This is a genomic window from Halococcus salifodinae DSM 8989 (assembly GCF_000336935.1).
In the GTDB taxonomy this organism is placed as follows: domain Archaea; phylum Halobacteriota; class Halobacteria; order Halobacteriales; family Halococcaceae; genus Halococcus; species Halococcus salifodinae.
Map to the genome: position 1 here is coordinate 203,916 of NZ_AOME01000051.1, position 26,702 is coordinate 230,617.

Annotated in this window: 22 protein-coding genes and 3 pseudogenes; 15 read left to right on the forward strand and 10 right to left on the reverse strand. The window is 65.9% G+C overall.

Going from position 1 to position 26,702, the window contains the following annotated elements; all coding sequences use genetic code 11:
- Nucleotides 1–35: 35 nt before the first annotated feature.
- A pseudogene (locus C450_RS08250) lies at nucleotides 36–521 on the forward strand (RNA-guided endonuclease InsQ/TnpB family protein); the annotation flags it as partial.
- A 76-nt stretch (nucleotides 522–597) separates the two neighbouring features.
- On the opposite strand, the gene C450_RS08255 reads toward C450_RS08250, so the two are convergent.
- From C450_RS08255 to C450_RS08275, 5 genes are all read right to left on the reverse strand, one after another.
- Nucleotides 598–1,359 (reverse strand): GTP cyclohydrolase III, encoded by a 762-nt coding sequence (locus tag C450_RS08255; protein WP_005042535.1) that lies wholly within the window; start codon nucleotides 1,357–1,359, stop codon nucleotides 598–600.
- Between the two features lie 63 nt (nucleotides 1,360–1,422).
- On the reverse strand, nucleotides 1,423–2,160 hold the full coding sequence (locus tag C450_RS08260) for a hypothetical protein (protein ID WP_049909954.1): 738 nt from the start codon (nucleotides 2,158–2,160) through the stop codon (nucleotides 1,423–1,425).
- Between the two features lie 26 nt (nucleotides 2,161–2,186).
- On the reverse strand, nucleotides 2,187–3,095 hold the full coding sequence (locus C450_RS08265; RefSeq protein ID WP_005042539.1) for a class I SAM-dependent methyltransferase: 909 nt from the start codon (nucleotides 3,093–3,095) through the stop codon (nucleotides 2,187–2,189).
- Nucleotides 3,082–4,221, reverse strand: a complete 1,140-nt coding sequence (locus C450_RS08270) for a glycosyltransferase family 4 protein (protein WP_005042541.1) — start codon at nucleotides 4,219–4,221, stop codon at nucleotides 3,082–3,084. Before C450_RS08270 ends, C450_RS08265 begins: the two co-directional genes overlap by 14 nt.
- A 16-nt stretch (nucleotides 4,222–4,237) precedes the next feature.
- Nucleotides 4,238–4,615, reverse strand: coding sequence for a 6-pyruvoyl trahydropterin synthase family protein (locus C450_RS08275; RefSeq protein ID WP_005042543.1), 378 nt, complete (start codon nucleotides 4,613–4,615; stop codon nucleotides 4,238–4,240).
- A 628-nt stretch (nucleotides 4,616–5,243) separates the two neighbouring features.
- Here C450_RS08275 and C450_RS08280 point away from each other — a divergent pair.
- The 4 genes from C450_RS08280 to C450_RS08295 all read left to right on the forward strand — a co-directional run bounded on the left by C450_RS08280 (nucleotide 5,244) and on the right by C450_RS08295 (nucleotide 10,275).
- Nucleotides 5,244–6,920 carry a glycoside hydrolase family 2 gene (locus C450_RS08280; protein WP_005042545.1) on the forward strand — a complete coding sequence of 559 codons (1,677 nt, stop codon included), beginning with the start codon at nucleotides 5,244–5,246 and terminating at the stop codon, nucleotides 6,918–6,920.
- A gap of 238 nt (nucleotides 6,921–7,158) precedes the next feature.
- Complete coding sequence (locus C450_RS08285) at nucleotides 7,159–8,049, forward strand: coiled-coil protein (RefSeq protein WP_005042547.1); 891 nt, start codon at nucleotides 7,159–7,161, stop codon at nucleotides 8,047–8,049.
- 94 nt (nucleotides 8,050–8,143) lie between these two features.
- The gene (gene sppA, locus C450_RS08290) at nucleotides 8,144–9,058 is read left to right on the forward strand and encodes a signal peptide peptidase SppA (protein ID WP_005042549.1); all 915 of its coding nucleotides are present in this window, start codon (nucleotides 8,144–8,146) and stop codon (nucleotides 9,056–9,058) included.
- Between the two features lie 77 nt (nucleotides 9,059–9,135).
- Entirely contained in the window at nucleotides 9,136–10,275 is a 1,140-nt protein-coding gene (locus C450_RS08295; RefSeq protein ID WP_005042552.1) for a DUF373 family protein, read from the forward strand.
- Here the strand turns inward: C450_RS08295 and C450_RS08300 are convergent.
- The 3 genes from C450_RS08300 to C450_RS08310 all read right to left on the reverse strand — a co-directional run bounded on the left by C450_RS08300 (nucleotide 10,267) and on the right by C450_RS08310 (nucleotide 13,520).
- Entirely contained in the window at nucleotides 10,267–10,956 is a 690-nt protein-coding gene (locus C450_RS08300) for a type I 3-dehydroquinate dehydratase (protein ID WP_005042554.1), read from the reverse strand. The two genes, C450_RS08295 and C450_RS08300, sit on opposite strands and share 9 nt — an antisense overlap.
- Nucleotides 10,957–10,990: 34 nt before the next feature.
- Complete coding sequence (locus C450_RS08305) at nucleotides 10,991–12,022, reverse strand: DNA-methyltransferase (RefSeq protein ID WP_005042556.1); 1,032 nt, start codon at nucleotides 12,020–12,022, stop codon at nucleotides 10,991–10,993.
- Nucleotides 12,023–12,458: 436 nt separating this feature from the next.
- The gene (locus C450_RS08310) at nucleotides 12,459–13,520 is read right to left on the reverse strand and encodes a zinc-dependent alcohol dehydrogenase family protein (RefSeq protein WP_193790509.1); all 1,062 of its coding nucleotides are present in this window, start codon (nucleotides 13,518–13,520) and stop codon (nucleotides 12,459–12,461) included.
- Nucleotides 13,521–13,632: 112 nt separating this feature from the next.
- Between C450_RS08310 and C450_RS08315 the strand changes: the two genes are divergently transcribed.
- From C450_RS08315 to C450_RS08330, 4 genes are all read left to right on the forward strand, one after another.
- Nucleotides 13,633–14,769 (forward strand): acyl-CoA dehydrogenase family protein, encoded by a 1,137-nt coding sequence (locus C450_RS08315; protein WP_005042561.1) that lies wholly within the window; start codon nucleotides 13,633–13,635, stop codon nucleotides 14,767–14,769.
- Nucleotides 14,766–15,674, forward strand: a complete 909-nt coding sequence (locus tag C450_RS08320; protein WP_005042563.1) for an alpha/beta fold hydrolase — start codon at nucleotides 14,766–14,768, stop codon at nucleotides 15,672–15,674. The genes C450_RS08315 and C450_RS08320 overlap by 4 nt, the downstream gene beginning before the upstream one ends.
- Nucleotides 15,675–15,693: 19 nt before the next feature.
- Complete coding sequence (locus tag C450_RS08325; protein WP_005042566.1) at nucleotides 15,694–16,206, forward strand: hypothetical protein; 513 nt, start codon at nucleotides 15,694–15,696, stop codon at nucleotides 16,204–16,206.
- A 73-nt stretch (nucleotides 16,207–16,279) separates the two neighbouring features.
- On the forward strand, nucleotides 16,280–16,873 hold the full coding sequence (locus C450_RS08330) for a cupin domain-containing protein (protein ID WP_005042569.1): 594 nt from the start codon (nucleotides 16,280–16,282) through the stop codon (nucleotides 16,871–16,873).
- A gap of 52 nt (nucleotides 16,874–16,925) precedes the next feature.
- On the opposite strand, the gene C450_RS08335 is transcribed toward C450_RS08330, so the two are convergent.
- Complete coding sequence (locus tag C450_RS08335; RefSeq protein ID WP_005042571.1) at nucleotides 16,926–17,366, reverse strand: MaoC/PaaZ C-terminal domain-containing protein; 441 nt, start codon at nucleotides 17,364–17,366, stop codon at nucleotides 16,926–16,928.
- Nucleotides 17,363–18,457: a phosphotransferase family protein gene (locus tag C450_RS08340; RefSeq protein WP_005042573.1), complete on the reverse strand. Its 1,095-nt coding sequence runs from the start codon at nucleotides 18,455–18,457 to the stop codon at nucleotides 17,363–17,365. Before C450_RS08340 ends, C450_RS08335 begins: the two co-directional genes overlap by 4 nt.
- A gap of 144 nt (nucleotides 18,458–18,601) precedes the next feature.
- Here C450_RS08340 and C450_RS08345 point away from each other — a divergent pair, with 144 nt between their 5' ends.
- The 6 genes and pseudogenes from C450_RS08345 (at nucleotide 18,602) to C450_RS08370 (ending at nucleotide 26,674) form a co-directional block, all read left to right on the forward strand.
- The gene (locus tag C450_RS08345) at nucleotides 18,602–19,825 is read left to right on the forward strand and encodes an acyl-CoA dehydrogenase family protein (RefSeq protein WP_005042575.1); all 1,224 of its coding nucleotides are present in this window, start codon (nucleotides 18,602–18,604) and stop codon (nucleotides 19,823–19,825) included.
- A 274-nt stretch (nucleotides 19,826–20,099) separates the two neighbouring features.
- Nucleotides 20,100–20,630, forward strand: a complete 531-nt coding sequence (locus C450_RS08350; protein ID WP_005042577.1) for an NAD-binding protein — start codon at nucleotides 20,100–20,102, stop codon at nucleotides 20,628–20,630.
- Nucleotides 20,630–22,781 (forward strand): annotated as a pseudogene (locus tag C450_RS08355) (amino acid permease). Before C450_RS08350 ends, C450_RS08355 begins: the two are co-directional and overlap by 1 nt.
- 43 nt (nucleotides 22,782–22,824) lie before the next feature.
- Nucleotides 22,825–23,337, forward strand: a complete 513-nt coding sequence (locus tag C450_RS08360; RefSeq protein WP_005042579.1) for an Lrp/AsnC family transcriptional regulator — start codon at nucleotides 22,825–22,827, stop codon at nucleotides 23,335–23,337.
- A 278-nt stretch (nucleotides 23,338–23,615) separates the two neighbouring features.
- Nucleotides 23,616–24,528 (forward strand): annotated as a pseudogene (locus tag C450_RS08365) (DUF368 domain-containing protein).
- 127 nt (nucleotides 24,529–24,655) lie between these two features.
- On the forward strand, nucleotides 24,656–26,674 hold the full coding sequence (locus C450_RS08370) for a prolyl oligopeptidase family serine peptidase (RefSeq protein WP_005042583.1): 2,019 nt from the start codon (nucleotides 24,656–24,658) through the stop codon (nucleotides 26,672–26,674).
- The last annotated feature ends 28 nt before the right edge of the window (nucleotides 26,675–26,702 follow it).

Consider the following 26,702-nt stretch of genomic DNA (forward strand, 5'->3'; position numbering starts at 1 on the left):
TCTCGGCCGTCAGTTTTCAGTCGTCGGTCGTCAGCGAACGGGCGTGGCACAAACAGTACCTTCACACGCTCGCCAACGAACTCGTCACGGAGGCCGTCGAGAACAGTTGTTCAACCATCGTGTTCGAAGAACTCGACGACATCCGCGAACGGTTGCCGTTCGCGGAGTGGCACCACATTTGGGCGTTTCGGCGGCTCCACGAGTACGTCGCGTACAAGGCACCGGAACGCGGTGTCGCGGTCGAAACGGTCGAACCGAACCACACCAGCCAGCGGTGTTCGAAGTGTGGGTTCACCCACAAGGACAACCGCGACGGCACCGATTTCGACTGTCTCTCGTGCGGGTACGAACTCAACGCCGACTACAACGCAGCCAAAAACATCGGGTTGCGGTACGCCCGCAACGATTATCACCGACTCCGCTCGTCGCAAATGTCTTCGAGCGGAGATGCACCAGTAGACGTGCGTATAAATCGTGGAACGATGACCGACGACGGTCCCCGGCCTGTTGCCGGAGACTGATTGTCGGGAGTCCACATGAAAGCCCCTCCCTCCGGAAGTGAGCGGCGTCTGCCGCGAGCGAGCAGGGAGGGGTAGTTTACTCGTCGATCACGACGTCACGACCGTCGTGGCGACACGCTTCGAGGGCGTGTTTCGCGTCCATCCCCGCGTCCTGGGCGGTGGCTCCGTGTCCGACCCCGACTTTGAGTTCGACGTCGACCGCCTCGCGGACGTGGGTGACTGCATCACGGTACTCTTCGGCCGAAAGGGGCGTACAGACCGCGATGACGTTGTCGCCGCCGACGAAAAAGGAGAGCGAGTCGTGAGCGCGCCGCATGTACCGCATCAGCTCGGCGTACCCCTGTTCGATGTTGATGAACGTGTCGAACTCGTTGAGCTCGTCGGTGTACTGACCGGTGGCGTCGTTGACGTCGAAGTGCGCGATGTGGAGATCGTCGTCCGCCCGAGCGGACTCGGCGAGCGGATCGCCACGGAGCACGGATCGACGGTCTTTGTCCTGGGCGCTGCCGGCGTCCTGAAGCTGGTCGGTCGCGGTCCCGAGCGCCGCGATCGGGTCGGGATCGGCCGCGATACTCAGGCTGATCGTCACCGGGTATCGGTTGCCGACCGACTCCTGGATCAGGGCGTGATCGTCGGTGTCGAGCCCGTTGGTGACCGCGATCATGTTGTCGAACCGCGAGAAGAAGACGTAGCCGTCGCGGTTGCCGAACAGTTGGGAAAGATCGGCGTACAGCCGGGACTGCATCGTCTGGAGATCGACCTCGCGGCGCGGCTCGGGCGTGACCGTCCACGGTCCGTAGTTGTCGAGTTGGATCAGCGTTATCTGCGTGTTCGTCACGGATACCGAGTTTCTCGGGCCGAACCCGTATTTTACTTTGGTTATGGGAAACGGTCCGTCGATCTACCACCGTGTGCCGTCCGACCGAAGCCCGGTGAGCGCACCGCGCACCCGCTGCCACAGCGGTTCCAGAACCGGGTTCGCCCCGATACCGAGATACGCGCGCTGCGGACGGTACTCACCGGTCCGAACGAGGTGGAGTGCGATCGCGGTCGCGCGGTGGTTGCCGTCGGCGATCGATGGCGGTCCGCTGCCGCGACGCTTCGTGAGGACGAGCGGGCCGAGGCGGTCGCCGTCGGCGAGCGTTTCGGCCATCGAACACACCCGCTCGACGTCCACTCCCGTCTCGGCTTCGAGCGCCGCCCGATCGCCCGCAGCGATGCGTCGCGCCCCATCGACGAGGTCGCCGCTCGGCGCAAGCGCACGCCAGCCGAGACGGTCGGGACCGTCCACGAACTGAAGCCGCTCGAACTCCGCCCGACGGAGCGTGATGCGCGCCCACTCGACTGGCTGCGCTCGCCAGAGGAAGGCAGCGGCCCCGGGTTTTCGCTGGAGCAGCGCGTCGAGCGCCTCGTCGTCGTCGAGCGCCCCGACCCCTCGATCGTCGAGTGTGTTCTCCGGCCGGTCGTCGAACGCGCTCTCCGACTGGTCGCCATGGTCGTCGTGGTCTTCGTGGTCGTCGACTGCACCGGTCCCTGGCACGGCGACCGTTCGTTTTCGCGTTTCAGCGGCGAGCCAGTAGTCGATGACTACGCGCTCCGGGACCTGCTCACCCGTCCACGACGCGCTGTCGGAAACCACGACCCGGTATTGGCCTTCGTCGGGCTTCAACGCTCCGCCGGAATCCGACCGAGCACGTCGAGCTGGTGGGCGACATAGGTCAGTTCGCCACGGTCGATCTGCCGGTGACGCGCGGCGGTCCAGCCAGCGAGCGTCGTCGGGTCGAACCGCCCCGTTTCGTCGAGCGCGCCGGCGATCGTGTCCACGATGTACCGGAGGAAGAACGTCTCGTCGTCGGGGTATTCTCCCGATCGGGGGTGGACCACCCAGTCGGAGCCGCCAGCGGCGAGTACCGTGTCAGTCTTGCTTGCACGGGCGAGGAGGTGGCGGCCGGCGTGGCTGTCGCCGCCGTCGTCGATGTGGGCGTGAAAGGCCCGCTCGATCCTCGTGTCGAGGTCGGGATCCACAGGTGGGGAGAGGATCGTTCCGCCGTCGAAGGTGATCGGGAAGTACCAGCAGCCGCCGGGACGGAGCCCGGCGCGGAGGGCGTCGAACGCGCGCCGAGCGTCGAACAGGTCGAGGAACGCCTGGCCGACCAGCAGGTCCCACGTGCTGGTCTCGACGTACTCGAAGGCGTCCGCAACCGCGAACTCGAGATCGACCCACTGCTCGTCGCCCTCGATGCGAAGCCCGTCGTCGATTTCGGCGGCTTCGTAACCCGCGTCGGTGACCCACTGCGGCAGGCGTTCGCGGGCGGCGTCGATGTTCGTCGCCTCGCGGTCGACCAGGGTGTACTCGACGGCAGCGGGGAGCACGTCGCGTTCGACGAGGCGTTTGAGCGTTGCGCCGATCCCCGCACCGACGTCGAGCACGCGGAGCGGTCGCTCGCCCCGCTTTTCGTCGATTCTCTCCACTTCCGTGGCTAGCCGATCGAGCACCTGGCGGTCGAGTGCACGATCGTCGACCGTCCGCTTCGCGGCGAGGTACCGCTGGAACTTCCCGTCAGTGTTCGACACGATCCACCGTCCCAGCCTGGTTCCGGCACTGTGATCCTCCCATCGATTCGGTGTCGCCCGCAACGAACCCGTCGAGAAACGCTCGAACACGGTCGGTGGTCTCGGCCCACATCGGCCACGTCTCGTATCGATCGTGGGCCGCTTTGCCCATCTCAGCCAGGCGTTCGCGGTCGGTTTCGAGCGTTCGGACGGCGTGCGCTACCGCACCGGGATCACCGGGGCGGAGCAAGAATCCGGTCTCGCCGTGGGTGACGACCGATCGTGCGCCGCCGGCGGTCGTGGCGAGCGCCGGCAGCCCGAAACTCATCCCTTCGAGGTACGCGATCCCGAACCCCTCGTGGGTCGAGGGCATCGCGAGCACGTGACTCTCGTGGAGAACGTCCCGCAGCGCGCCGTCCGGGAGTTCGCCCGCGAACGTCACGCGGTCGTCGACGCCGAGCCCGGCGACCAGCCGGCGGATCGACGAGGCGTATCTCGGGTTCGCATCCGGGCTCCCGACGACCTGAAGTCGCCAACGTTCGCTGGGAAGTCGTGAAAGCCCTTCGATCAGGGTGTGAAGCCCCTTGCGGGGAACGAGACTGCCGAGGAAGACCACGCGGAGCGGCCCCGATTCCCGGGCAGGGGCTTCGATCGCAGCCGGGTCGATGGCGGGATCGAACCGGTCGCCCGCCGGCGGCGCGACCATCGTTTCGGCCGTGGTGAGGTCTTCAACCGTTTCGCGCGTCGCTTCGCTGTTGCAGATCGCGCCGTCGACGCTGGCGAGGTAGCGGCGCTCGACCGCGCGGTACAGCCGCTTCGCGGGGCGTGGATGGGTCTCGCTGCTGCGGAGGTGGTGGACGATAGTCACGATCGGGATGTCGCGCCTGGCGCGCAACCGGGCGTTGAGCCCGACGAGCGAAGGGTGAGCGAGCTCGTCCTGAAGCAGGACATCGACGGGAGCGTCGATCCAGTCGAGCAGCCGTGTCGAGAGGCCGTCGAGCAGCCCACGTGCGTAGTCGCGCCACGGGAGTTCGACGATCTCGACACGATCGCCCCGATCGCGAAGGCCCTCGACGAGCTTGCGGTCGTACCGGAACCCGCCGGTGTTGGTGTCGAGGTCGCCGTAGCACACCAGGCCGACGTTCATGATCCCGTGTCGGCGCTCACACCGACTCCTCGTAGGCGGCCCACGCGTCGTCGTCCTCGTGGATCGTGACCGTGAGCGTCGAGAGGTGGTCGGTGTCGAGTTCGTCGGCCGCGAGCTTCCAGACGACGCGGGCGAAGTGCTCGACGCTCGGGTTGTGGCTCTCGAACATCGGCTGGTCGTTGAGCAGCGCGTCCTCATAGCGTGCTCGGATCTCGGCGAGCACCGCTTCGACCGCCTCGATGTCGACGAGGTAGTCGTCCTCGTCGAGTTCGGGGCCCGCGAGCGTGAGTTCGGCCTCGTAGTGATGGGAGTGGACCTCGCCCTCAGGCCCGGGGTCAGGAACCGTGAGGTAGTGCTGGGCGATGAAGTCATCCCTCACGCTAACCGTGTACATACCACTCGCAGGATTGCCTGACATAAATATCGTCGCGCCGCGGAAGCGGCTGCGGCGGCAGGGCGGTGGCGGTTGCGAAGCGGTAGCGGTTACGCGGTGGCGGTTGCGGGGCGGACTTGGCGTCTCGACGAGCGCCGGAGCACGCTTCGCGCGTGGTTCGAGGGAGCGAAGCTCCCTCGTCATCACGAAAGGCGCGAAACGCCTTTCGAACGACTCCGAACCCTCGTTCACCTTCGGCTCACGAGAACGCAGCAAGTCGAAGCTCAGGAGGGCTCCGCTCTCCTGGCGTCTCGTGTGAGTGAAACGAGCACGAGGCTTGTCGGAGGTTTCTCTGACAGCGGATGAAGGGCGAGCGACGGGCGGTGCGAACGAAGTGAGCACCGCCGAACGCACGAACGGGGAGGAACGACCCGTGAGCGAACGGAGTGAGCGCGCGCCGAGGGCTTCGGTGGTGTTGTGCAGAGGCGGGGCGGTTACGGAGGCGAGGCGGTTGCGGCGAGCGCCAGGAGTCCTGCCGCGACCAAACGAGCAACGCGAGTGACCGAGTGGAGTGAGGGGGCGCACTCCCCCCCCCCTTGCAAAAAGGTTCAACGCAAAGGCTATGATCGCGGCGTGCCCGGCTCGAACCATGAAACTCGGGGAGTGGGAGGCTGCGGCCGTCGATCCGGGGGAAGGGCCACCGACCACCGACGAGTGGGTCGCGGTCGATTCGCTGCGTCCGTCACGCTTCGCTGGCGAGCACGCCGTCGCCTACCGGACGTCGTTCGCGGATCCACGCGATGGGGCGGGTCGAGCGCTGCTCGAACTCCACGGACTCTCCCCTCGCGGACGGGTCTGGCTGAACGGCGACTTCTATGGCACGCACGACACCCCCTTCACGCCGTTCCGATCGGTGTTCGAGCCCGCCGACAGGAACGAACTCCTCGTCGAGTGTCGAACTCCCGAAAACCGACTGGACGATGCCGGGGAAACGTCGCCGGCGAACGAGCCAACGATCCCCGGCGTCCGACGAGCGAGCGTCGAACCCACCCCCGAGAACGTCATCACCGACCTCACGATTCGTCACTACGACACCGACGACGGCTCGGGCGTCAACGCGATCGTCACCGTCGATGCGGGCACCGATCTCCGCGATCGAATCGAGCTTTCGCTTCGATCGGCAGACACGGATGGAATGAGTGCGCTGAGCCATGTGGGCGTTACTGCCGACGCGGGCGATCGCGTGACCGTCCGCGGCCAGCTCACCGTCCGCGACCCCGACCGGTGGTGGCCACGCGGGTTCGGCGCGCAGAACCGCTACACCGTCCACGCCGCGCTCGACGAGAGCGAGCGGACCGCCACGACTGGATTTCAAACGGTCGAGAGTCGCTCCGACGGAATCGTCGTCAACGGCACCCGGGTTCCGATCCGGGGACTGTGTGTGCGATCGCCCACCCCCGAAACGGTCGAGCGCGCGCTCGCAGCGAACGCGACTCTCGTCCGTCCCGTGGGTGCGGTTCCGCCGCCCGCGTTCTACGACGCTGCCGACGAGGCGGGGCTGCTCATCTGCCAGGACGTCCCGCTCGATCCCGGCGGACTCGACGTCGAGCGGCCGCGACGAGTCGCCCGCACTCTCGGCGGCGCGTACGGCCACCACCCGAGCCTCGCAGGGTTCGGCGTCCGCGACGACGCCGCACGCTTCGAATCGATCGACGACGAGGGTGATCGCTACGTCCTGCGTGCAACCAGTGGTGGTGATCCTGCAGCGACCGCGACGGCGGCTGCGGAAGCGTTGCCGAACGACGTTCCCGCCTTCGTCTTTCCCGGCTTCGATGCTGGCCCCGAAGAGGTGTCGAGCCCGACTGCGTGGCTGCTCGACGGCTACGCCGGTGCTGACGATCCGCTGGATGCCGGCACACACACCCGCTACGTCGTTCCCGGGGCGGACGCGGACGAACGTGCCGAACGCGCCGGACACGCACTCGAACGACTCCGGGAGTCGGGCCGTCCGATCGTCACGGCGCTCCCGCCAGCGACGGACGATAACGACACCGATCCGATCGAGACCGCCTTCGCGCCGGTGAAAGCGTTTCTCGACGAGTCCACGCCGGGTGAAACCCGCGCCGTCGTGGTGAACGACACTCCCGAACCGGCAACGGGTGACCTCGCGTGGACGGCCGGCGACGCCGATGGGGCGCTGTCGGTCGAAATCGGCCCGCTCTCGCGGGACACGGTCGGCGAGATCGACGTGCCGATCGAGGCACACCGTGTCGAACTGTCCCTGTCGATCGACGATCACGTGGTGACCACAACAGTCGATCGGTAGCGGCGGATCGGCGGTGTGGGGAAGTCGGCGACGCACCACCCATGGTACTTGTTTACAGACTGTCGTGACCGCAACGTTTAAACCCGTTCTGGCAGTACGTGCAGATACCAGAACGCCGCTGGCGTTTCTGTGGGATCGCACGCACACCGAAATGATACGGGCTTCTCCTCACCAGCCGACAGCGACCGACCGGGAGCGGCGACCACGGACGCCAGCGCGACTGGAATCGTAACGAACCATGCCAAGCACAATCGAACAATCAGCGAACGTTGAACTCACCGACGACGACCTCGACAGCGACTCGAAAGGCAAACTGATCAAACTCGCCGGCAAGCTCCGCGACCGGCGCAACGACCTCAATCAGATGGCCTCCGAGCGCGCCTCCAAGCGCGACGACCTCAACGCCAAGACCCGCGAGAAGGTCGACGCCGCCCAAGAGCACCGCGAGCAGCGCGACGAGCTCAACGATCAGGTACAGGAGCACAAGTCCAAACGCAACGAGCTCAACGCCGAGGCCAACGAGCTGTTCGACGAGGTCGACGACATGAAGTCCGACCTCGAACTCGACGAGGGCAAGGACCTCGACGAGCTCGAATCCGAGATCGAGGACCTCGAGTTCAAACAGCAGACCGAAGTGCTCTCCAGCGAGGACGAGCGCGAGCTGATCGAGAAGATCGAGAACAAACGCGAGGAGTACCGACAGCGACAGGAGGCCCTCGACGACACCGACGGGCTCGAAGAGATCAAGGCCGAGGCCGAGGAGGTCCGTGCGGAGGCCTCCGAACACCACGAGAAGGTCACCGAGCTCGCCGACGAGGCCCAGGAGCACCACAACCAGATGATCGAGGCCTACCGCGAGGCCGACGACGTCCGCGACGAGGCCGACGAGTGGCACGAGAAGTTCGTCGAGGCCCAGGAGGCCGCCGACCGCCACCACGAGGACTTCGTCGAGGTCCAGAAGCGCTTGCGCGAGATGGACAAAGAGGAAGAAGAGGAGCGCAAATCCGAGCGCGACAAGAAGCGCGAGGAGGCCGAAGCCGAGGCCGAGGAGATCTACGAGCAGTTCAAGCAGGGCGAGACCCTCGACACCGAGGACCTGATGAAGCTGCAGAAAGCGGGCAAGCTCTAAACCGATTCGACGCGACGTTTTGTGATCGTAGCCGCCGCAGCGACCGCTACACGACGAGCGAACCCTTAATCCCTCCCGCCCTCCGAACGGCGGTATGACGGATCACCGATCCCGACAGCGAGCGCTCGGCGGTATCGTTGCGGGCGCGACCGCGGGTGCCGGCGTGTGGGGGACGATCAAGCGGTTCCGTTCGCAGGTCAGCGACGGCTACGACGTCGCCGAGGTCGCGGTCGAGGGGCCGATCACGCGCGAGGGGAGTCGCCTTCCGAGCAGCGGACAGAGTTCGACTCCCGCGGACAAGGTGGTCGCGGAGATCGAACGCGCCGACGAGGACCCCAACGTCCGGGCGCTGATCGTGAAGCTCAACACGCCCGGCGGCGAGGTGCTCCCGAGCGAGGACATCCGACTCGCTGTCGAGCGGTTCTCAGGCCCGACGATCGCGTACGCGACCGACACCTGCGCGAGCGGTGGATACTGGATCGCGAGCGGCTGTGACGAGCTCTGGGCGCGCGAGGCCAGCATCGTCGGCTCGATCGGCGTCCGTGGCTCGAACGTGAACGCCAAGGGGCTGGGCGACAAGCTCGGCCTCGAATACCAGCCACTCAACGCCGGCGAGTACAAGGACGCCGGCTTCCCGTTGAAAGAGCCCGAGGAAGAGGATCAAGAGTACCTTCAGGGGATCGTCGACGACTACTACGAGACGTTCGTCAAGCGAGTCGCAGAGGGGCGCGGGCTCGACGAGGAGACGGTCCGCGACACCGAAGCACGGGTCTATCTGGGCACCGACGCCAACGAGAACGGGCTCGTCGACGAGCTCGGCACCCGCGAGGACATCGAGGACGAACTCGCCGACCGGCTCGACACCCGCGAGGTCACCGTCGAGGAGTTCGAACCCCAACAGAACTTCCTCGAACGGCTCCGGGCGGAGTCCCAGGGCGTGGCGTATGCCTTCGGCGCGGGCGTCGCGGGCGCGGTCGGCGTCGACGAGGAGTTTCGACTCCGGCTGTAGATCAGCTGCGAACCGTGTTCCGAAACACGGCCGGGTCATGACGCACGTTTTTATTCGACGACGCCATCGAACCGGGCGTGAGCAGCCTGGTCGTCTGCATCGATCGCGGCGCGGTCATCGCCGACGCCGCTGGTGAGACGCCGGTGGTCGGCGAGCGGGCGGTGCGCTCGCTCGTCACCGAGGTCGGGCTCGACGATCCCGAGGACAGTCGGGTGAACTGCCTGCTCGAAGGCCTCCGGATCACTCGCGAGCGCCGCGACGAGGGCGAGGAGCCGGTGCTGGCGGTGGTGTCGGCTCCCGACGAGTCAGTCGATAGCGACCGGGCGATCGCCCAGCAGATCGACGACCTCCTCGCCGATCATCCTGTGGAGTCGGCGGTGGTCGTGACCGACAACGCGGCCGACGAGCGGCTGGTCCACGTGATCGAGAGCCGGGTTCGCGTGGATGGGGTCTCGCGGGTCGTGGTGCGGCAGGCGCGCGATCTCGAATCCACCTACTACCTCCTGAAGCAGTTTCTCGCCGACGAACAGCTCCGGGCCACTGTACTCGTTCCGATCGGCCTCTTCTTGCTCGCGGTGCCCATCCTCGTCGCCGTGCAGAACGTGACGGCCGCGCTCGCGGCGGTCGCCAGCGTCGCCGGCCTGTTCTTGCTCTACAAGGGCCTCGGGGTCGACGACGCGCTCGCGGTGCTCGCGAGCGGGGTTCGCGACGGGCTCTACACCGGTCGGGTTTCGGTGGTGACGAGCGTGGTCGCGGCGGGGCTCGCTCTCGTCGGGATCGTCGCGGGCGTCATCAGTGCCACGCCGCTCGCGGCCGAGGCGAGCGTGCTGACGACCGCGATGGCGTTTCTGTTCGACAGCGTGCCGTGGCTGGCGATCGCCGCGCTGACCGCGAGCATCGGCCGTGCGCTCGACGAGTGGCTCCGAAACACCCAGATAGGAAACGCCGCGCTCAACCTGCCGTTCGTGGTGATCGCGGTCGCGTTCGTGGTCCGCGGGTTCGCGGCGTACTTCCTCGAACGCGCCGGCGTGATCGACCCCTTGACTGTTCCGCCGATGGCGCTCGGGATCGTCTCCATCCGGGGATTCGAGATCGCCGGCGACATCCGACTGGTGGCGTTCGTGGTCGTCGGTGTCTGCATCAGCCTGCTCGGCGTCGGCGTGGCCGCCCGACTCGGCGAGTGGCTCACGGTCGAAGAGCCCGCCGAGTCACCGTAGCGCGTCGAGTAGGTCGGCGAGCGTCGCGAGGTCGTACTGGCCCGGTGCGGTCGCCGCATCCGGGTCGACGGGCGCGTACGCGATCCGCGAGCCGTACAGCGGTGCGATCGCGCGGGAGTGCCGTCCCGTCGCTCCCATTGCCATCGTCGCCACCCGATGTCCGTCGGCGTCGAGATCGCGCGTGACCGAGAGGAGCGCGAGCACGTCGTCGATCGACGTGGCGGTGGTCGCAAACTTTCCGATATCGCCGTGTTCGCAGGCCCGCGAAAGCGTCTCCCGAAGCTCCGACTGCGGTGGCGTTCCCGAGAAGTCGTGAGCCGAGACCACGACGCTCGCATCGTGCTCGCGGGCGTGGGCAACGACATCCGCACCGCCGTCTTCCCCTGCATGCTCGTTCTCCGTGACTGCTGCGAGTTCGATGTCGATGGCTTCGACGCCTGGATGCTCGGCGGCCTGGCGGAGCACGTCGAGTCGTTTCGGCCCCTCGGCGGCCCCACCGCCCTCGACTTCCGTCCGGTTGGTCGCCAGTAGCGGAAGCTCGCCGTCGTAGGCGTCGAGCGCCACGAGTGGATCGGACGCGAGGTCCAGCCGGAACTCGACGGCGTCGGCGTGTTCGCGCGCAGCCGGCTCTTCGGCGAGGTCGGCCGTGGCGGCCGCGAGAACGAGCGACTCGAAGTTCATGTCCTTGAGTCCGGCCGGGCGAACAAAAGTCCCGCTATGGCTCGAACGGCGCGTGCTCGACGGCGTATCCACCGGCGGTCGGGCGGACGTCCTCGACGGCGTAGAGCCGGATTCGTCGTTCTTGCTTCGTGACGACGGGGAAATCGTAGTGTTCGACGTCGTAACCGAGTTCTTCGTCCGCCGCTTCGCGTTCGGCGACGAACTCGCGGTGGTTGTCGAGTCGCCGTTCGACGTACGATCGTGACCGTGCTTCGAGGCCCGCGATCCGGTCGTCGAACCCCGCGAGGAGCGCGCGGTCGCGGTCGAACCCGACCGAGTTGCGACCGGCGAGCATCGCCGCGAGCGTCGTTGTTCCGGTTCCCCAAAAGGGGTCGAGCACGCGATCACCGTAGACCGAGTACATGTTGACGAGCCGGAGCGGGAGCTGGAGCGGGAACGCGCCCGAGCGGTCGCGGCCCTCACCGTCGAGGGCCTGGTCGGTGCCCGTGAGCGTCCAGAGATCGGAGAACCAGTCGTTGCGCTCCTCCCAGAAGTACGCGCTCTCGTAGCGGCGGCGCTCGCCCGGCGGGAACTCGCGCGTCGAGCCGTTCCGGAAGACGAGGATGTACTCGTGTTCGAGGGTGGTGTAGGCGTTCGTCGGCACCATCCCCGAGCCCATGAACTTGGTGAGGCGATTGACGGGCTTTCGCCAGAGGACGTCGGGCAGTGATCGGAACCCGCGCTCGCGCATCGCCTCGACGACGGCCGCGTGGTTCGGGTACTGCTGGAACTCGTCGTCGATCGAGCGGGTGGCGTCGCCGACGTTGATGCAGGCGATCCCGCCCGGTTTGAGCACGCGCGCGAGTTCGTCCCACGCGGGGGCGAGCGCCGCGTGCATCGCCTCGAAGGCCGCGTCGCCGGCACCCCGATCGAGGTGATCGCCGATCGCCGGATCGAGATCGGCGAAGAGATCGTCCCAAAGTTCGATCATCGGGTACGGCGGCGACGTGACCACGAGATCGATCGAATCGTCGGCGAGCGCCAGGTCGCGGGCGTCGCCGACCGCGGTCACGTGCTCGGTCTGCACGTCAGTTCCTTCGTGGATCGCACTAACAACGTTGTGGTTCGTCGCTGTGTGGTATTCTTGCCGTCTGCCGGTTGTTGGCGGTTGCGGTGGCAGTGCGGGCCTGGCGTCTCGACGAGCGCAGCGAGTCGAGGCTCAGGAGAGCGAAGCTCTCCTGGCGGATGAAGGGCGAGCCCGTGAGCGAAGCGAACGGTCGAGGGCTTCGGCGGTGGGGTTCCTCGGTGGATCGAGGGCGAGGGAACGGAGTGACTGAGGGCTCGGGCGGTGCGGTCGTGGAACGCGGTGCGGATGTAGACGGAGACCGTCCGCGTAAGCGAAGCGAGCGCGGTTCGCCGCGAACGCCGACGGCGTTCGCGGGTGTTTTTAGTCCAGGTTTTTGGACGGGGTTCGACTGAGCGACCGCAGGGAGCGAGGGAGGACCCCGTGTAAAAAGTGGGTTTTAGAACTCGTCGATTACCGGAATCCCCATCGTCTCGAAATCGCTCATCGCGGCGAGCTTTGCGGAGACATCGTCGAGACCGACCGTCTCCGAAACCACCACACTCGGATCGAGTTTGCCGTCAGCGACCATCCGGAAGATCTCGTCGTATCGAGTCGGTGGCATCCCGAGCGAGCCGACGAACTCGATCTCCTGCATCACCATCATGTCGGTCGGGAGTTCGACGGATCCCTGCTCGTCGTCGGTGCTGAGTCCGACCTGGACGTGCTGGCCGCGGGTCCCGAGGCTCATGATCGAGTTGCGGCAGGTGGTCGCGATCCCGAGCGCATCGACCGAGACCGCTGCGCCGCCGTCGGTGATGGCTTTCACCTCTTGGGGTACGTTCTCGGTTTCGCTCGCGTTGACCGTCTCGCTCGCGCCGAGGTCCTCGGCCAGCTCGAGCTTCTCCGATTGGAGATCAATCGCGACGACGTTCCCACCGAGTGCGTCGGCGATGTGTACGGCTGAGAGTCCGACGCCGCCGCAGCCGTGGACCGCGACCCAGTCGCCGGCGTCGACATCCGCCTGGTGAGCGAGCGCGTGAAAAGCGGTCATGAACCGACAGCCCAGTCCTGCCATGTCGACTGCCGAGACGCCGTCGGGGAGTTGGACGGCGTTGTGGTCAGCAACGGGAACGTGCATCTCTTCGGCGAACGCGCCCGGAGCCGCTTCGTTCAGCCCGAGCGGCACGATGTTCTCGCAGGTGTTCGAGTGGCCGGTCCGACACTGGTGGCAGGTGCCGTCGCCGAGGTTGAACGGGACCGTGACTTGATCGCCCTCACTTACGTTCTCGACCTCGCTCCCGACGTCGATCACTTTGCCCGCGGGCTCGTGGCCGAGGATCTGGCCTTCGGGTGGCTTGAGCCCGAGCCAGTCCCACTCGCCCTGCCAGCCGTGCCAGTCGCTTCGGCAGATGCCACACGCCTCCAGCTCGATCACCGCGCCGTCGGCGGCGGGATCGGGCGCGTCGACCTCTGTCACGTCGAGCGGTTCGCCGTACTCGCGGAGGACTGCTGCGCGCATACCGTGGCCGACGAGCGGCACCGGCATAGTCGTTCCCCCGAAACCGGCGTCGAAGTTACCGATGTTCAACACTGGGGCGAAGATACTTTTCGATGGAAGCACAGTAACGAGTATGTCGTTTCAGCTATCGGGCGAGCAGGAGGCGATCCGGAGTGCGGTCCGGGAGTTCGCCGAGGAGGAGATCGTACCCGTCGCGCGCGAACACGACGAGTCGGGCGAGTACCCTGAAGAGCTCCGGAAGGAGGCTGCCGAGTACGACTTCGTGGCCCCGAACATCCCGACGGAGTACGGCGGCGCGGGGATGGACACGCTGTCGTCGGCGCTCGTGACCGAGGAACTCTGGCGCGCCGACCCGGGGATCGGGAGCGCGGTCGGATCGGCTGGGTTCGGAAGCAACATGATCGTCAAGTACGGCGACGAGTGGATGAAAGAGGAGTGGCTCCCGCCGATCGCGGCGGGCGAGTCGGCCTCCGCGAGCGCGATCTCCGAGCCCGCCCACGGCTCGAACGTGGCGGGGATCGAAACTCGCGCCGAGAAGGACGGCGACGAGTACGTTCTCAATGGCAACAAGATGTGGATCACGAACGGGACGGTCGCCGACATCGCGGTCGTGATGACGAAAACCGATCCCGGCGCGGGTCACCAGGGGATCACCGCCTTCCTCGTTCCGACCGATTCCGAGGGGTTCTCGACCGAGAAGATCGACAACAAGCTCGGGATCAGGGCCTCGGATCTCGCCGAGGTGATGCTCGACGACGTGCGCGTGCCCGAAGAGAACGTTATCGGCGAGGTGAACAAGGGGTTCTACCAGCTCATGGACTTCTTTGCGTCGGGTCGGACCAGTGTGGCCGCCCAGGCCGTCGGAGCCGCACAGGGTGCGCTCGACGCCGCGCGAGAGTACGCGGGCGAGCGCGAGCAGTTCGATCAACCCATCGCGGAGTTCCAGGCGATCCGGCACAAGCTCGCGGAGATGGCGACGAACGTCGACGCCGCGCGCTCGCTGACCTACCGGGCGGCCACCCACGTCGAGGCGGGCGACGACGACGCGGTGCGCTTTGCGAGCATGGCGAAGCTCTTTGCGAGCGAGCACGCGGTCGACGTGGCCGACGAGGCGATTCAAGTGTTCGGCGGGGCGGGCTACGTCACCGATCACCCCGCCGAGCGGTACTACCGCGACGCGAGGATCACCAAGATCTACGAGGGCACCAGCGAGATCCAGAAGAACATCATCGCCGACCAGTTGTTATGAACCACGACGAGTGGGCTGTCGGCCAGGCAACGACCACCGTGACGGTCGACGGCCACGACCTCTCGGTGGCGTACCGCGACGACGGCCCCGGCAGCCACGACGGCAGCGGGGGTCTCGACAGCGAAGGCGACGAGAGTGGCGACGGCACGAGCGGGACGGACGACCCGCCCGTCGTCTTCCTCCATGGCATTCCGACGTGGTCGTTTCTCTGGCGTGATGTCGTCCCGGCGATCGCCGAGGATCGGCGCGTCATCGTGCCCGACCTCCTTGGGTACGGCAACTCCGCGATGGCCGACGGGTTCGATCGGTCGATCCGCGCCCAGGAGGCGATGCTCGCAGCGTTGCTGGAGGAGTTGGGAATCGAGACGGTTTCGATCGTCTCTCACGACATCGGCGGCGGGGTCGCGCTGCGCTACGCCGCCCACCATCCGGACGCGGTCGCCCAGCTGGTCTGCTCGAACGCGGTGTGTTATGACTCGTGGCCGGTGGAGTTCATCACCGACTTCGAACTCCCCGAAACCACCGAAACGCCGCTCGACGACCTCGAAGAGCAGGTGAGTTCGGCGTTCACGCTCGGCGCGTACGGCGACCCCGATCCGGCGTTCGTCGAGGGACTGACCGCGCCGTGGCTCTCGGAGGAAGGTCGTACCTCGCTCGCGCGGTGTGCGGTGGCGACCAACACGAATCACACGACCGAGATCGACTACGACGCGATCACCGCCGACTTCCTCGGCTTGTGGGGTGCTGGCGACGACTTCCAGCCGATCGAATACGGCGAGCGCCTCGCTGACGATCTCGACGGCGAGGTGGTGGGACTCGACGAGGCTTACCACTGGGTGATGGCGGATCGGCCCGACGCGTACGTCGCGGAACTCCGTGAGTTTCTTACGCCGGGTGCGGGATGATCCCTGTAAGAGCGATTCGATGACCGACGACGCGCCCGAATGGGAGTTCTCGCACCGCGACGTGGTGATCCTGCGCGAGCTCGCGCGCGATCCCCAGGTGTCCTCGCGCGAACTCACCGACATCCTCGCCGAGGAGTACGACATCGACGTCTCGCACGTCACGATCAGCGAGTCGATCCGCCGAATGCGCGAGGAGGGGGTCTTCCGCGAGGCGATCATCCCGAACGAGGAGTACTTCATCTTCGGGCTGTTCGAGTTCAAGTTCGACCCCGAGCATTTCGCTGAGGAGTGGCGCGCGGCGATGGAGTACATCCGCGACTCGCCGAACACCCTCTTCTATTTCCTCTCCGACGGCGAGTACCAGTGGAAGACCGTGATGATGTTCCCCGCCCGCGAGGCCGAGTCCCGGTGGATCCACGAGTTCTACAAACAGCACGGGAAGGTCGTGGCGAACATCCGCAACTCCGTCGTGACGAACGTCCTCAAGTTCGGAACCGACCCCGAACTCCTCGAAAGCTTGAACGACGACTGATCGACGAGTCGCGCGCCGTCGCTTCTGGCTGAGCGGATGCACGTTTTTGTGTACCGCAGTTCGGACTGTGGACATGGAGACTGCCTCGATCGACGACCTCGATCCCGCTCCGTCCGAGAACAATATTGACCGACGAAAACTATCTGGCCCGCTGAACACCGCCGATATCGCGATCAACCGGTACGTCCTCGACCCCGACGAGCGGTTCAGCGGCTCGATCCACGCACATATGGACCAAGAAGAGGTGTTTCTCATCGTCGAAGGAGAGGCGACGTTCGAAACGTACACACCGCGAAGCCGTGCAGAATCGAACTGTTCGGTCGGCGAGATCACTGTCGACGAGAACGAGGCGATCCGGTTCGCGCCTGGCGAGTTCCAGTCCGGCAAGAACGCTGCCGACGAGCCGGTGGTGGCGTTCGCGGTGGGCGCTCCCCGCGACAGCGAGGACGTGCGGGTTCCGCTGCCGTGTCCCGAGTGCGGTCACGAGGACAGACAGCCAGTGATAGTGAATGGCGAAGAGGTCCTCGTTTGTCCCGAGTGTGGTATCGAGTCGGCAGTGGCGTGTCCGGAGTGTGACCGGAGCAATATGCGTGTCAGGCTAGCCGAGGACACCGAATATCTCGTCAACGTCTGTTTCGACTGCGGTGCGGCGTCGGCGGTAGAATGACTGTCGAGAGTGACTGGCAAACCCGTGTACTGCCCTGGTCCCAAGGCGTTGTTCAGCGCACCAGCGAGAGGAGTTCACACCGGAGCACGGTCTCGTCGTCCTGGTTTTTCACCGCAGCGTCGTACCGCACGGTCCCGCTGGCACGCGGATGCTCGCGCTCTTCTTTCGCTACGACCTCGATCTCGACGTGGATGGTGTCGCCGACGTACGTCGGCGCGGTGAAGCGGAGTCCGTCCACCCCGTAGAACGCGATCACGTCCTCGCGCTGTTCGGGCGTGCGCGACTGCCAGAGCAGGCCGGTCATCGCCGAAAAGACGAACGCGCCGTGGGCGATCCGGCCGCCGTACTCGGTGTCGGCCATCCGCTCGGCGTCGGTGTGGTGGTGGTTGAAATCGCCGCTCACGCCCGCGAAGTTCGTCACGTCCGCGCTCGTCACCGTCCGTCCCGCAGTCCGAGCGGTGTCGCCGACCGCGACCGATTCGAAGTAGCTCACAGCGGCTCCTCGCCTGCGATGATCCGGAGCGCGCGGTCGGCGAGTTCGGGAACGCCGGTCTCCATCTTCGGGTACAGCGGGTCGTCGGCGTTGCCCTCCAAGTACCGTCGGAAGAACATCTCGCCGAGGCCCGCGAGTTTGTAGACCGCGAGCGCGCGGTAGAACCGGTCGTGTTCGTACTCGATTCCTGTCTTGGTCTCGTAGCGCTCGACGAGTTCCTTCCGGGTGGGGTAGCCCTCGCGGGTCATGAACGTCGCGTTGAGCGAGTCGGTCGCCGCGGGCGGGTCCGGGTCGCCCGCATCCCACCAGTACGAGAGGAGCCACCCAAGGTCCACGAGCGGGTTTCCGAGCGTGCTCAGTTCCCAGTCGAACACCGCGACGAGCTCCGGCGGTGTGCCAGGCGCGAACATCACGTTATCGAGCTTGTAGTCGCCCTGAACTAGAGTATGGGTCGGCGCGTCGGGCACGTTCGCGGTCAGCCACTCCATCACGTCGTAGAGTGCGGGCACCTCGCGCTCGTCGCTCGTGACATCGAACGCCCATGTCAACTGCTCGGACCACCGCTTCACCTGGCGTTCGGTGAACCCCTCCGGATGGCCGAACTCGCCCAGTCCCACAGTTCCAGGGTCGACGGCGTGGATCTCACAGAGGCCGTCGATCAGCTCTTCGCCGATCCGCTGGCGGTGGGCCGGTGTGGCGAAGCGCTCGGGTTCGGCCTCGCGGAGCACGCTCCCCCCGACGCGCTCCATCACGTAGAACTCACAGTCGAGAATCGACTCGTCCTCGCACGCGAGCACCGTCGGCGGGACTCGTACCGGTGTGTCCTGGAGGTGGTCCATCACCCGGTGCTCTCGGAGGACATCGTGGGCGGTGTCGGCGGTCTCGCCGGGCGGCGGCCGGCGAACCACGAGGTCACGCTCGCCCCACTCCACGAACAGCGTCTCGTTCGAGTGACCTTCTTGATGGTGTTCGATGTGATACTCCTCGACGGAGCCCAGCTCCCGCTCGAAGTAGCTCGCCAACGACTCCTCGTCGACGATCCGGGCGAAGTACGCCCCCTCGGCTTCCTCGGTCCCGTCACCGCCGTTCATGCGTCCCACCACGGCCGCCGCAGTCGTTCGGTTACCATTGGTAGGTCCGTTTGTGGACATCGTATGAATAAATGGGGGTTCGCGGGGGTCGTTCTCGACTGTGCGGCCCGATCGTTTTACAATGGTGTGTGATGATGTATCTGCATGGAGTACGACGACTCGGCGGCCGCACGCGAGGCGACCGACCGCGCCCGCGCGTTCATGGAGGAGGTCGTCCTGCCCGCGGAGCGCTCCCACGCCGGCGGCGAGTCGGTCTCGCGCGAGACCATCGCCGACCTGCGCGAGCAGGCCCGCGAGTACGACATCTACGCGCCCCAGATTCCCGAGGAGCACGGTGGGATGGGGATGGCGTTCCGGGACGTGCTGCCGGTGTTCGAGCAGGCGGGCCGGAGCCTGCTCGGCGCGCCCGCGATGCGTGTCGATGCGCCCGATGAGGGCAACATGCACACCCTCGAACTCGTTGGGACCGACGACCAGAAGGAGAACTGGCTCCGGCCGCTGGTCGCGGGCGAGATCCGATCGGGCTTCGCGATGACCGAGCCCGCCCCCGGTGGTGGATCGGATCCGAAGATGCTCCGGACGACCGCCGAAAAGGACGGCGACGAGTGGGTCATCGACGGCCACAAGTGGTGGACCACGCAGGGCGGCGCGGCCGACGTCCTCCTCGTGATGGCGCGCACCGATCCCGACGCCCATCCCTACGCCGGCTGTTCGATCATCCTCGTGCCGACCGATGTCGAGGGTGTGGAGATCGTCCGCGACATCCCCCACCTCGGCCAGAGCCTCGTGCCGGAGAGCCACGCCGAGATCACGTTCGACGGCGTGCGGGTGCCCGAGGAGAACCTCCTTGGTACTGAGAACGCCGGGTTCGACATCGCCCAGCAGCGACTGGGGCCCGCCCGACTGACCCACTGTATGCGGTTTTCGGGGATGGCCGAGCGCGCGCTCGACGTGGCGAAAGCCTACATGGACGAGCGCGAGGCGTTCGGGTCGTCGCTCGCGGACAAACAGGCCCAGCGTTTTTCGATCGCGGAGGCCGAAACCGAACTCCACGCCGCCCGGACGATGGTCCGCGACGCGGCGGGGAAGATCGCCGCGGGCGAGGAGGCCCGCGTCGAGGTCTCGATGAGCAAGGTGTTCGCCGCGCGCGTCGCCCAGGAGACGATCGATCTCGCGGTCCAGTGCTGTGGCGGAGCGGGAATCGGTCGGGATCTGCCGCTCGCGGACTTCTACGAGGCGGTGCGGGCGTTCCGGATCATCGACGGTGCGGACGAAGTCCACAAGCGCACTATCGCACGCGCGGCCTTCGAGGACGTCGACCCGGCGGAGATCACGGCGATCCCGCAGTTCGGGGACCCGGCCGACTGACTTTTCTCCTGTCTGCCCCGGCCCTCGGCCCTCGGCCCTCGTTCCCGATCGGGACCGTGGCTCGGTGGTGGGGGACCAATCAGAGCCCAGGAGTCGTGCCCACCGAGAATCGAGAGTGTCGCCCGCCGAAAACACTCCGGAGCTACGCGCTCGACTCCGGGGCTGCGAAGGCGGTCGGTCGTTGAAAGTAACGAACGTTTGTTCACGAATCGTTAGCCCATCGACTACCTTATCACGTTTCGGGATATAATATGGGTACAGGAAACGTTTCGTTATGAACGAAGCCCGTGCAGTGATACTTGGCGGTGAGGGAGCGGTTGGGGAGACACTCGCGGTGCAGCTCGCCAACGGTTCGTCAGCAGTGACGCTTCTCGCTGGCGACGCCCATGCGGCCGAACGCGCCGCTGGAGCGGGTGCTGACGCCCGTGTGACCGATCCGAGCTCGACGGCCACGCTCGATCGTGAGGACATCGACGAGGCGGACATCGCCATCGTGACCTCACGTCTGGACAGCCAGAACCTGTTGCTCGCACAGTTTCTCCGTCTCCAGGGGTCCGGGCGCGTTATCGCACTCGTGAACGATCCCGCGAACCTCGAAGCGTTCACCGAGGCCGGTATCGAGACCGTCTGTGCCTCGACGGCGCTTTCGACCGCGCTCGATCGGCAGCGCCGCGGCGTCGAGACAGTCGAGACCGAGCGCTCGTCGAATCGGACGAATCCGGATCGACACACGGAACACGGGGAATCGACGGACGAACCGGAACGTGAACGACTACGATCGGGTGGAGCAGGAGGCGACGCGTAGTGCCGAAGAGTCTCGAACGCGACCTCGGACTGATTTCGGTGCTCGCCATCAGCATCGGGGCGATGATCGGGAGCGGCATCTTCATCCTGCCAGCAGTCGCGGTCGGATACGCGGGCCCGGCGGTCGTGCTCGCGTACGTTCTCGCCGGCATCGTCGTGCTTCCGGCAGCGCTCTCGAAATCCGAGATGGCGACGGCGATGCCCGAATCGGGCGGTACGTACATCTTCATCGAGCGCGGCATGGGGCCGCTCCTGGGGACGGTTGCCGGTATCGGGACGTGGTTTTCGCTGTCGTTCAAGGGCGGACTGGCGTTGGTCGGTGGGGTTCCGTATCTCCTCTATCTGTTCTGTCTCTTATACACATCTCTGATGGNCTTGCCAGCCCGCTCAGAGATGTGTATAAGAGACAGGTCGCATACAGGTCGTCATCGTCGCCGTGATGCTCGTCGCGCTCGGCTGGTTCGCGGTCGGTGGGACGCCGTCGGTACAGCCGACGAACTACGCGGGCTTTTTCGACAGCGGTGTCGGGGGGATCCTCACGGCCACCGGACTCGTGTTCGTCTCGTACGCGGGCGTGACGAAGGTGGCGAGCGTCGCCGAGGAGATCGAAAACCCCGAACGGAACATCCCGCTCGGGATCCTCGGCTCGCTCGCGTTCACGACGGCGCTGTACGCGCTGATCGTGGTCGTCATGCTCGGCGTTACCGACACGTCGGCTATCGCCGCCTCGGACGCACCGATGGCGGTCGCCGCGGAGGCTGCACTCGGCCCCGCAGGCGTCGCCGCCGTCGTGGTCGCGGCGCTGCTCGCGCTGGTGAGCACCGCCAACGCCGGTATCCTGTCGTCCTCTCGATACCCGTTTGCGATGAGTCGGGACAACCTCGTTCCCCCGTCGCTCGGGCAGATCAGCGACCGCTTCAACACACCGAGCGCGTCGATCACCCTCACCGGCGTCGTCCTGCTACTGCTCATCGCGTTCGTCCCGCTCGAAAGCATCGCCAAGCTGGCGAGCGCGTTCCAGATCCTCGTGTTCGTCCTCGTCAACTTCGCCGTCGTTGCGTTTCGCCGCGGGTCGATGGAGTACGAGCCCACGTTCGAGGCTCCGCTGTACCCCTGGATGCAGGGCTTCGGCGTCGTCGGTGGACTGCTCTTGCTCACGCAGATGGGGACCATCCCGCTCCTCGGAGCCGTTCTCATCACGGCCGGAAGCGTCGCGTGGTACTTCTGGTACGCCCGCGACCGCGTCGAGCGCGAGGGTGCCGCCGTCGACGCCGTCCGGCGTGAACTCGGCAAGCAGGCTGTCGAGCGCACCCGTGCAGCCGTCAGCCCGACCGGCGAGAGCTACGAAGCGCTCGTGGCGGTCCCCGAGGACGTGGACCCCTCACACGAGGCGGCGCTCGTGGACGTCGCTGTGGATCTCGCAGCCCCGCAGCACGGACGAGTCTCGGTCGTCAGATTCGACGAGGTGGCCGACCAGGTACCCCTGGAAGCGGCTGCCGAGCAATCGCCCGCCGACATCGAGTTCGAGGAACGGACGGACACGCTCGCGACCGATGTGAACGTCCCCGTTCACGTGAGCGAGGTCGTGAGCCACGATACCCGCCACGCGCTAGCCAATCACGTGACCGAGACCGGTGTCGACACGCTGGTGATGGAGCGGGAAGCAGGCGGCCTCCGCGACCGACTGTTCGGCTCCGACGCCGACTGGGTGCTCGAACACACCGACTGCGACGTGGTGCTGGTGGACGACGACGGCGAGGGGTTCGGCACGGTCGATACCGTTGCCGTCATCACCGACGAGGGGCCGTACGATCCGGCGAAGATCGCCATCGCGGACGCGATCGCGACGGCTCACGATGCCGAGGTGACACTCGAGTACGCGGTCGAGGAGTTCGTATCCGAGGAACAGCAGCGGACGATCACCGACTACCACGAGGAGGTCGCACAGCTCTGCTCGGCACCCGTCAGGACCGGCGTCGTCGCCGACGGTGGGACCACGCCGCTCGAAAGTCGGGCGGCCGATGTCCTCGTCGTCAGCACCGACGAACAGCGACTCGCGGCCGATGCCGACTGTCCGGCGCTCGTCGTCCGCCCGCGCGAGGCGACGAACCCCGGATGGCTCGGTCGGGTGCTCGAGCGCTGGCTGTTGTAGCGAACGGTAAACGCTTTCCCGGGAGGGACCGCGTACTCAGTCCATGCCACAGCGCGATTTGGACGAGCTGGATCGGTACGTGATCTACCGGCTTCAGGAGAACGCCTGGGAGACCTCGGCCGCCGAGATCGCCGCGGATTACGGTGTCTCGCCGAGTACGGTCCGCAACCGCATCATTCGTCTCAGAGATGACGACGTCATTCAGGGGAGTCATATCGACGTCGACTACGAACGCGTCGGCTATCAGCTGTTCACCATCATCTTCTGCACCGCTCCGATCCCGAAGCGCGAACAGCTCGCTCGCGACACGCTGGAGATCCCCGGTGTGGTCTCGGCCCGGGAGCTGATGACCGGTGAGGAAAACATCCACGTCGTCGCTGTCGGGCGCGACGGTGACGACCTCAGCCGCATCGGACGGGACCTCGCCTCGCTCGGTCTCGAAATCGTCGAAGAGGAACTGGTACACAACGAGTACTTCTGTCCGTTCCACTGGTTCGGCCCCGACGAAGAGGCGGCTGACGACGCGCCGTCTCAACCTGACCCGAACGAGGAATGATCGACCATCGGGAACGGTTCGTCGGAGGACTGAAACACACACGATCGCAGTCGATGGTCCGGATTCGTGTCTCGCCGTACGGTTGCGTGAAGGATGGCTTTCCCGGCGGTGCAACGGACTCATCTCACTAGCATGAAAACAGAAATAGTTTACACGATCCGGTCGACGAGAACGCAGTGCCGACACCAAACGGAGACACGTCTTCGGGATTGAGGATCGCTACGGAGTCCTTATCCACGTTTCGGGCGTCTGCGAAGGTCTTCGTCGTCGGAATCCTGATGGGGAGTGCCGACGCCGTTCCCGGCATCTCCGGCGGAACAGTCGCGCTTATCGCAGGCATCTACGGACGCCTGATCGCGGCTATCACAGCGATCACCCCGCCACGTGTCCTCGATCTCCTTCGAGCGATACTACCGGTGGGGTTCCGGGAGTTCGAGACACCGCGCCGGTGCGATCCTCGAGGAGTTCGATGCGGTGTTCGTGGCCACCTTGCTCACCGGAGTCGTGACGGCCGTTCTGATCGTGGGGCGAATCGTTGAGTATGCCGCGGCCAGCGCTCCCGTTCTCCTGTTCGGGTTGTTTTTCGGTCTCATCGCCGCCTCCGCAGTGATCCTCTGGCGAGCGCTCACGGTCGATTCGATCGGCCAGTGGCTGGCAGTAGTCCTGGGATTCTCGCTCGCGTTCGCACTCTCTGGTGGTGTGAAGGTGCTCGATAGTGGCGGTCTTGCGGTCGTCTTCGTTGCCGGTGCGATCGCGGTGAGTGCGATGATCCTTCCGGGAATCTCGGGTTCGCTTCTGTTGATCATCCTCGGGCAGTATCTCCCGATGTACGACTCGCTCAATGGGTTCGTCGACGGGATCGGCGGGATGGTTACTGGTGGTGGGTTCGAAGCGGTCGTGGGTCCTGGGCGTGAGGTTTTCACGTTTCTTTTCGGCGGTCTGGTCGGTCTGTTCACCGTTGCACGCCTCATCAGCCACCTGCTCGACAGGAACCGGGACGCAACGCTGGCGTTTCTCGTTGCCCTTGTCTTCGGAGCCCTTCGAGCACCGGTTGCGGAGCTCTCCAACATAGAGGGGGTCGTTTGGACGGTGACGACGGTCAGCGAGTTCGGCGCAGTGGCGCTCGTGGGGGGAGTGCTGGTGCTCGTTCTCGACTGGTACGCGATAGACATCGACTTCGGCAGTCTGTGAGTGACGATCGTCGTCGTGGGTTTTCTGTGCTCTCCAGACCAGTACCGGGGTGCAGACACGATTCGGCTATCTATCAGTGTACGATTCCGTGGAGAAATCTTTTGATCGGTCGGCCCGCAGTGTGCGTATGTCGACGCCGCCCGACACCCGCACGGAACCGGTAACGGAGGTACTACATGGCCATGAGCACGTCGATCCGTATCGCTGGCTGGAAGCCGACGCCGACGATCCCGCGGTCGCCGATTGGACAGAGAGACAGAGCGAGTACACCAACACTGTTCTCGACGAGGACCTTCGGGCGGCGTTCACCCCGGCGTTCGAGGCACTCACCGAGATTCCCGATTACGGTGCCGTGACGCCCCGTGGCAACCGATACGTTGCTCTCGACCGCGATACTGACGCTGATCGTCCCTCGCTCCATATCCGAGATACCCCCGGAGGGGAGGCGCGCGTCCTCGCCACGCCCGACGACTTCGAGGGCGAAGCGTCCATCGACTGGTTCGACGTCGATCCGAGCGGCGAGCGGGTCGCCTACGGTGTCGCACGGGGCGGCGACGAGCAGTACGATCTCCACATCGCCGACACGAAGACCGGCGAGGTGCTCGTCGACCGCGGGACGGTCGGCCGCACGAGCTCGCTCATGTTCGCGTGGGCAGGTGAAGGCTTCTACTACGTCGCAACGGGTGATCCGAGTGCGGGCGCACAGATGGACAAGGAGTTCCGGCACTACGCCGACGGCGAAGAGATCGTGCTCGCCACCCACGACGACCAGCACGTCTGGCCGCGGCTCGCGTATCACGAGCCCACGGGGACGCTGCTCGCCTCGTTCGGCGAGATGTCCGGCGGGACACGCGTCACGGCGTGGCGGGAGGACGAGGAGACCTTCGAACCGCTCTTCGATGGCGGTGAGGCGAGCGTCGAGGTCGAACTCACTGACGAGACGGTCTTCCTCCGAACCGACGCCGACGCAGCGCGTGGGCGAGTGCTCACAGCGGACGCAGCGACCTTTCTCGCCGGTGAGGAGGCCCCCGAGACGGTCATCGCTGAAGGAGAAGGCGTCATCAGGGAGATCACAACGACGCCGAACTACCTCGTCGTTCACGCCCACCGCGAGGCCGCGAGTCATCTCGCTGCGTACGATCACGACGGCACGCACGCCTTCGACGTCGAACTCCCCGCCCTCTCGACCGTCCACAGCGTCGCCGGCGATCCGGACGCCGATGACTGCTTCTACGTCGTGCAGTCGATCGAGCGACCCGCGTCGGTCGTCCACGCCGACCTCGAAACCGAGACGACCCGAACCGTCCGCGAGCCCGCCCTCGACGTTGCGGTGGACCTCGAGGTCGAGCGTCGAACCATCACGTCGACGGACGGAACCGATGTCCCGATGTTCGTCGCCCATCGTGCTGACCGCGATCCGAGCGACGCGCCGACGGTGCTGTACGCCTACGGCGGCTTTCGAATCAATCTCACGCCGATGTTCTCGCGGTTTCGTCTGCCGTTTCTCGCCGCGGGTGGCGTCTACGCACAGGTCTGTGCTCGTGGGGGCAGTGAGTTCGGCGAGCCGTGGCACGAAGCCGGGATGCGCGCCGAGAAACAACGGACGTTCGAGGACGTCGAGGCTGCCGCCGATCACCTCGCCGAATCGGGTGTGACGACACACGACCGCATCGGTACGATCGGCGGAAGCAACGGCGGACTCACGGCGGGCGCGGTGCTTACACGCGACCCGGACCGGTGGGGCGCGGCGGTCTGTGCGGTCCCGCTGCTCGATATGCTTCGCTTCCATCGCTTCCTCCTCGGCGAATCGTGGACGCCCGAGTACGGCCATCCGGACACCGAAGCGGAGTACGAATGGATCCGCGAATACTCACCCTATCAACGGATCGGGGATCGCGCGTATCCACCGGTGCTCTGCACGACCGCGATGGGGGATTCACGCGTGCATTCGAGTCACGCCCGGAAAATGACTGCACGGCTACAGAACGAGGCGGCCGGCGGTCCGTTCTGTCTTCGCACGGAGACCGACACCGGTCATGGCCTCGGTAAATCGATCGATATGAAAGTCGACGAAGAACTCGATCGATGGACGTTTCTCGCGGCTTCCCTCGGCGTTTCGTCGGAGGATGTCCCCGACGTGACCTGAGAGTACCGGTCCAGTAATCACCTCGAAC

Coding starts and splice junctions, on each gene's coding strand:
- C450_RS08360 (WP_005042579.1), top strand. CDS start 22,825: ATGCCACAGCGCGATTTGGACGAGCTGGATCGGTACGTGATCTACCGG.
- C450_RS08310 (WP_193790509.1), bottom strand. CDS start 13,520: ATGCGCGCAGCAGTCCTCCGCGAGTACGGCGAACCGCTCGACGTGACA.
- C450_RS08345 (WP_005042575.1), top strand. CDS start 18,602: ATGGAGTACGACGACTCGGCGGCCGCACGCGAGGCGACCGACCGCGCC.
- C450_RS08320 (WP_005042563.1), top strand. CDS start 14,766: ATGAACCACGACGAGTGGGCTGTCGGCCAGGCAACGACCACCGTGACG.
- C450_RS08275 (WP_005042543.1), bottom strand. CDS start 4,615: ATGTACACGGTTAGCGTGAGGGATGACTTCATCGCCCAGCACTACCTC.
- C450_RS08315 (WP_005042561.1), top strand. CDS start 13,633: ATGTCGTTTCAGCTATCGGGCGAGCAGGAGGCGATCCGGAGTGCGGTC.
- C450_RS08350 (WP_005042577.1), top strand. CDS start 20,100: ATGAACGAAGCCCGTGCAGTGATACTTGGCGGTGAGGGAGCGGTTGGG.
- sppA (WP_005042549.1), top strand. CDS start 8,144: ATGACGGATCACCGATCCCGACAGCGAGCGCTCGGCGGTATCGTTGCG.
- C450_RS08340 (WP_005042573.1), bottom strand. CDS start 18,457: ATGAACGGCGGTGACGGGACCGAGGAAGCCGAGGGGGCGTACTTCGCC.
- C450_RS08280 (WP_005042545.1), top strand. CDS start 5,244: ATGAAACTCGGGGAGTGGGAGGCTGCGGCCGTCGATCCGGGGGAAGGG.
- C450_RS08270 (WP_005042541.1), bottom strand. CDS start 4,221: ATGAACGTCGGCCTGGTGTGCTACGGCGACCTCGACACCAACACCGGC.
- C450_RS08370 (WP_005042583.1), top strand. CDS start 24,656: ATGTCGACGCCGCCCGACACCCGCACGGAACCGGTAACGGAGGTACTA.
- C450_RS08325 (WP_005042566.1), top strand. CDS start 15,694: ATGACCGACGACGCGCCCGAATGGGAGTTCTCGCACCGCGACGTGGTG.
- C450_RS08330 (WP_005042569.1), top strand. CDS start 16,280: ATGGAGACTGCCTCGATCGACGACCTCGATCCCGCTCCGTCCGAGAAC.
- C450_RS08300 (WP_005042554.1), bottom strand. CDS start 10,956: ATGAACTTCGAGTCGCTCGTTCTCGCGGCCGCCACGGCCGACCTCGCC.
- C450_RS08285 (WP_005042547.1), top strand. CDS start 7,159: ATGCCAAGCACAATCGAACAATCAGCGAACGTTGAACTCACCGACGAC.